The sequence below is a fragment of the Agromyces binzhouensis genome (assembly GCF_004135055.1).
Taxonomy (GTDB): Bacteria; Actinomycetota; Actinomycetes; order Actinomycetales; family Microbacteriaceae; genus Agromyces; species Agromyces binzhouensis.
The window spans coordinates 1-5,107 of record NZ_SDPL01000225.1; the positions used below are offsets into that span (position 1 = coordinate 1).

Annotated in this window: 5 protein-coding genes; 4 read left to right on the forward strand and 1 reads right to left on the reverse strand. The window is 73.0% G+C overall.

Annotation, left to right across the window (positions count from 1 at the left end; translation table 11 throughout):
• Window positions 1-240: 240 nt before the first annotated feature.
• On the forward strand, window positions 241-1,674 hold the full coding sequence (locus ESO86_RS11265; RefSeq protein WP_129235055.1) for a GH1 family beta-glucosidase: 1,434 nt from the start codon (window positions 241-243) through the stop codon (window positions 1,672-1,674).
• 13 nt (window positions 1,675-1,687) lie between these two features.
• Here ESO86_RS11265 and ESO86_RS11270 read toward each other — a convergent pair whose 3' ends face one another.
• On the reverse strand, window positions 1,688-2,839 hold the full coding sequence (locus ESO86_RS11270; protein WP_129235057.1) for a glutamate--cysteine ligase: 1,152 nt from the start codon (window positions 2,837-2,839) through the stop codon (window positions 1,688-1,690).
• Window positions 2,840-2,990: 151 nt separating this feature from the next.
• On the opposite strand from ESO86_RS11270, the gene ESO86_RS11275 reads away from it, so the two are divergent.
• From ESO86_RS11275 to ESO86_RS11285, 3 genes are read left to right on the forward strand one after another with little or no spacing between them, the layout of a single operon-like run.
• Window positions 2,991-3,653 carry a GntR family transcriptional regulator gene (locus tag ESO86_RS11275; protein WP_129235058.1) on the forward strand — a complete coding sequence of 221 codons (663 nt, stop codon included), beginning with the start codon at window positions 2,991-2,993 and terminating at the stop codon, window positions 3,651-3,653.
• A 9-nt stretch (window positions 3,654-3,662) separates the two neighbouring features.
• A complete protein-coding gene (locus tag ESO86_RS11280; RefSeq protein ID WP_129235060.1) occupies window positions 3,663-4,820 on the forward strand; it encodes an NAD(P)/FAD-dependent oxidoreductase in 1,158 nt (385 codons plus the stop codon).
• Complete coding sequence (locus tag ESO86_RS11285; RefSeq protein ID WP_129235062.1) at window positions 4,817-5,056, forward strand: (2Fe-2S)-binding protein; 240 nt, start codon at window positions 4,817-4,819, stop codon at window positions 5,054-5,056. The genes ESO86_RS11280 and ESO86_RS11285 overlap by 4 nt, the downstream gene beginning before the upstream one ends.
• The last annotated feature ends 51 nt before the right edge of the window (window positions 5,057-5,107 follow it).

The following is a 5,107-nucleotide window of genomic DNA, read 5'->3' on the forward strand; positions in this document are numbered from 1 at the left end:
GCCGCCGAGAACGCGGCGATCGCGTCGGGCCAGGTGCCCGGTGCGGCATCCGACGCGCCCGCCGGCTCGGGCTTCGGCCTCGGCGGCGGCGCTGGTGCGAAGGGCGCCCCCTCCGAGGAGGAGATGGCGGCCCTGCAGAAGCTGCTCGGCCGGTGACCGGCTCCATCGACGTGCTGGGGCGGAGAGCTCCGGCGTAGTGTTGGACCCGCGGCCCACGCCGCGGACGAGGACGGAGCGACGATGACGACCGGTGACCCCGACTACCGCGACTCGGGCCTCGAGTTCGCACCCGACTTCCTGCTCGGATCGGCGACCGCGTCGTACCAGATCGAAGGTGCGGCGACGGAGGACGGCCGAGGGCCGTCCATCTGGGACACCTTCAGTCACACGCCCGGCAAGGTCTGGAACGACGACACGGGGGACGTCGCGTGCGACCACTACCGCCGGTGGGAGTCCGACCTCGATCTCATGGCCGAACTCGGGCTCGAGGCGTACCGCTTCTCGATCGCGTGGCCGCGCATCCAGCCGACCGGCCGCGGGCCGGCGAACGAGGAGGGGCTGGCGTTCTACGAGCGTCTCGTCGACGGACTGATCGCCCGAGGCATCCGCCCCATCGCGACGCTCTACCACTGGGACCTGCCGCAGGCGCTCGAGGACGAGGGCGGTTGGACCAACCGCGCGACGGCCGAGGCGTTCGCGGACTACGCGCGGATCGTGGGTGAGCGGCTCGGCGACCGCGTCGCCGTGTGGACGACGCTCAACGAGCCGTGGTGCTCGGCCTACCTCGGCTACGGATCGGGCGCGCACGCGCCCGGCCTCCTGGACGGCGCGAAGGCGCTCGCCGCGGTGCACCACCTGAACCTCGCGCACGGACTGGCCGTGTCCGCGCTCCGAGAGGTCGTCACGAACGACCCGGGCTTCTCGATCACGCTCAACCTGCACGTCATCCGCCCCTCGGGCGAGACGGGGCACGAGGCCGCCCGGCGCATCGACGGCCTGGCCAACCGGGTCTTCCTCGGACCGCTCTTCGGCGACGGCTACCCGTCCGACGTCATCGAGGACACCGCCGAGGTCGCGGACTGGTCGTTCGTGAAGCCGGGCGACACCGAGCTCATCGCGCAGCCGATCGACCTGCTCGGCGTGAACTACTACTCGACCGTGACCGTGCGGATGTGGGACGGCGTGTCGCCGCGCGTGAACGCGGACGGCCACAAGGACATGGGCGGGACCGCGTGGCCCGGCTCCCAGCACGTCGAGTTCCTCGAGCAGCCGGGACCGTACACGGCGATGGGCTGGAACATCGACCCGTCGGGGCTCGAGGACCTCCTCATCGCGCTCCACGGCGCGTACCCCGAGGTGCCGCTGATGATCACCGAGAACGGGGCCGCCTTCGACGACGTCGTGACGGAGGGACCGGACGGGCCCGAGGTGCGCGACCTCGACCGCATCGACTACCTCCGGCGGCACTTCACGGCCGCGCACCGCGCGATGGCCCGGGGCGTCGACCTCCGCGGCTACCAGGTGTGGTCGCTCATGGACAACTTCGAGTGGGGCTACGGCTACTCCAAGCGGTTCGGCATCGTCCGGGTCGACTACGACACGCTCGAGCGCCTCCCGAAGGCGAGCGCCCGGTGGTTCGCGGAACTCATCCGGACGCGGCGGATCCCCGAGTAGCGGGGCGCATCCGCTACCCGCTGGAGCGCGGCCCCGTGCCCTCGCGGAGCTCGCGCGCGAGGTGTGCGACCACCGCGGTCAGGTCGCCGCCGTGCTCCTCGGCGACCTTGAGCTGGCGCTGGTAGCCGGCACCCTCGTCGATCGTGCGGCGGATCCTCTGGAGCTCGACCGCGCAGCCGAGGCGCTCCGCGAACGGTGCGAGCGTGACGAGCAGGTCGCCGAGCGCGTCCGCGACGGGGCGCTCGGCGCCCGCGGCGTCCGTGATGATCTCCGCGTGCATGCCGTACCGGGCGGCGCGCCACTTGTTCTCGCGCACGTACCAGGGCGGCATCGTCGGCAGGGTCTCGCCCTGGTCGAGCCGCGTGGACATCCAGTCGACGAGGCACTGGATCAGGGCCGCGATGGCGCCGATCTCGTCGGCCGACGACACGCCGTCGCACACGCGGACCTCGACGGTGCCCCAACGCGGCGAGGGGCGGATGTCCCAGCGCACCTCCGTGTGGTCCTCGATGACACCGGTCCGGATGAGGTCGTCGACGTAGCGTTCGTAGGTCGACCAGTCGGGCAGCTGGTACGGCAGGCCTGCCGTCGGCAGCTGCTGGAACATCAGCGCCCGGTTCGAGGCGTAGCCGGTCTCGACGCCGGCCCAGAAGGGGCTCGAGGCCGACAGCGCCTGCAGGTGCGGCACGAAGGCGAGCAGGCCGTCGAGGATGGGCAGCGCCTTGTCGCGCTCCTCGATGCCGACGTGGACGTGGATGCCCCAGATCATCATGTTGCGGCCCCACCACCGCGTGCGCTCGATGAGCTTGCGGTACCGGGGCTTGTCGGTGAGCCGCTGGTCGTACCAGCGGCTGAACGGGTGGGAGCCGCTGCACATCAGCTCGTACTCGCCGATCCGGTCGAGCACGGCCCGCACCTCGGCCACCTGCCCGGTGAGGTCGTCGACGGCGCCGGCGACGTCGCGGTGCACGCCGCTGACGAGCTCGACGGTGTTCGTGAGGAGCTCCGAGGTGATGAACGGATGCGGCGTCCCGTCGGCATCGCCGAGCTCCGCGAGCACGCGGTCGCCCACCGAGGCGAGCTCACCGGTCGAGCGGTGCACGATGGCGAGCTCCCATTCGATGCCGACCGTCGATCGCTCGGATCGCGCGAACTCGATCCCCATGCGGCACCCCCGTCCCGCGCCAGTGGGCGCAGGGCCATCATGACACGGCGGATCGCTCCGGGGTCGGAGTTGCGGGTCGCGGGAGAGCCGGCCTACCCTCGCGCCGACGCCATCGCTAGCATGTAATGCATGACATATCACCGGCGCCGCAATGGGTGACGCGTCCCCGCTGCTCGAGGTCGCGAGCCTGCGCGAACAGGTCGAGCGCGCGCTCGCCTCCCGGATCGTCGCCGGCGAGGTCGAACCGGGCGAGGTCCTCACGGTGCCCACGACGGCGGCCGAGTTCGGCGTCAGCGCGACCCCGGTGCGCGAGGCGATGCTGGACCTCGCGCGGCGCGGGTTCCTCGCGCCGATGCGCAACCGGGGCTTCCGTGTCACGGAGGTCTCGCTCGACGAAGTGCGCCAGCTCCGCGAGGTGCGTCGTCTGCTCGAGGTGCCGCCGATGCGCGAGCTCGCCGGTCGCGTCCCCGAGGAGGCGGCGGCGCAGCTCGTCGACCTCGCCGGCGAGATCGTCCGCGCGGGCGACGAGGGTCGCTTCCAGGACTACCTCGAGGCCGACACCACCTTCCACCTCACGCTCCTCGGCCTGACCGGCAACCGGTACCTCGTCGACGTCGTCCGCGAGCTGCGCCAGCAGACGCGGCTGACCGGCCTCGTCGAACTGGCCGAGACCGGCGCGCTGACCGAGTCGGCGCTCGAGCACGCCGAGCTCGTCCGCCTGCTCGTCGACGGACGCGGCGATGCCGCAGCCGACCTGATGTCACGCCACATCGGGCACGTCGGCGGCATCTGGAGCGGCGAGAACGAGGACTGAGGCGGCGGCGTGCGGGTCGTGGTCATCGGGGCGGGCGTCATCGGCGCCGCCTGCGCGCTCGCCCTCGTCGAGCGCGGCGCCGAGGTCGTGGTCGTCGATCGGGTCGGCGTCGCGGGCGAGACCTCCAGCCGGTGCGAGGGCAACCTGCTGGTGAGCGACAAGGCGCCCGGCCCCGAGGCCGACCTCGCGGTCGCCTCGAACGCGATGTGGCGAGCGCTCGCCGAGCGGCTCGACGCCGATCGGCGCGACGGGCGGCCGGCGACGGAGTTCGAGGCGAAGGGCGGGATCGTCGTCGCCTTCCAGGGGGGAGAGGCGGCGCTGGAGCGGTTCGCCGCCGCGCAGCGGGCGACGGGCATCCGCGCCGAGGCGTTGGACGCCGCCGCGCTCGCGGATGCCGAGCCGCACCTGTCGTCCGAGGTCGCGCACGCCGTCCGCTATCCCGACGACGCGCAGGTGCAGCCCTCGAACGCGACGCAGGCGCTGCTCGCGGAGGCGATGCGGCACGGCGCGCGCCTCGTCGTCGCCGAGGTCACCGGACCGATCGGCGGGCCCGACCGACTCGCCGGCGTGCGGACGAGCACGGGTGCGATCCCGGCCGACGTCGTCGTGAACTGCGCGGGGCCGTGGTCCGCGGAGGTCGCCTCGCGACTCGGCGCGCGCCTCGACATCCGCCCGCGGCGCGGCATGATCCTCGTGACGACCCCCATGCCGCAGCGCGTGTTCCACAAGGTCTACGACAGCGACTACGTCGGGGCGGTCGGGTCGGGCGACGCCGCACTGCAGACCTCGACCGTCGTCGAGTCGACGCCCGGCGGAACGGTGCTCATCGGGTCCAGCCGCGAGCGCGTCGGCTTCGACGAGCGGCCGGGCGTCGCCCCGGCGGCGGCGATCGCGGCCAAGGCCGTCCGGCTGTTCCCGTTCCTCGAACGGACGATGCTCCTGCGCAGCTACGTCGGGTTCCGCCCCTACGCGCCCGACCACCTGCCGGTCATCGGCCCCGATCCGGATGTCGCGGGGCTCGTGCACGCGACGGGACACGAGGGTGCGGGCATCGGCCTCGCGCCGGCCACCGCCGAACTCGTCGCGCACGCCGTGCTCGACGCACCGACCGAACTCGATCCGACCCCGTTCCTGCCGAGCAGGGACGGCCTCCGGGAGACCGCATGATCATCACCGTCGACGGCGAGCCCGTCAGGGGCCGGGACGGCCAGACCATCGCCGGCGTGCTCATCGGCGCCGGTCGCATCGCGTGGCGGACCTCGCAGACCGGCGGCCTCGGCGTGTTCTGCGGCATCGGCGTCTGCCACGACTGCCTCGTCACGGTCAACGGCGTCGAGGGCGTGCGCGCGTGCCGCCGCGAGGCCGTCGACGGCGACCGGATCGAAGGCGAGGTGCGGCCGTGACGCACGTCGCGATCCTCGGCGGGGGCCCTGCCGGGCTCGCGGCCGCGCAGT

Coding starts and splice junctions, on each gene's coding strand:
- ESO86_RS11275 (WP_129235058.1), top strand. CDS start 2,991: ATGGGTGACGCGTCCCCGCTGCTCGAGGTCGCGAGCCTGCGCGAACAG.
- ESO86_RS11265 (WP_129235055.1), top strand. CDS start 241: ATGACGACCGGTGACCCCGACTACCGCGACTCGGGCCTCGAGTTCGCA.
- ESO86_RS11270 (WP_129235057.1), bottom strand. CDS start 2,839: ATGGGGATCGAGTTCGCGCGATCCGAGCGATCGACGGTCGGCATCGAA.
- ESO86_RS11285 (WP_129235062.1), top strand. CDS start 4,817: ATGATCATCACCGTCGACGGCGAGCCCGTCAGGGGCCGGGACGGCCAG.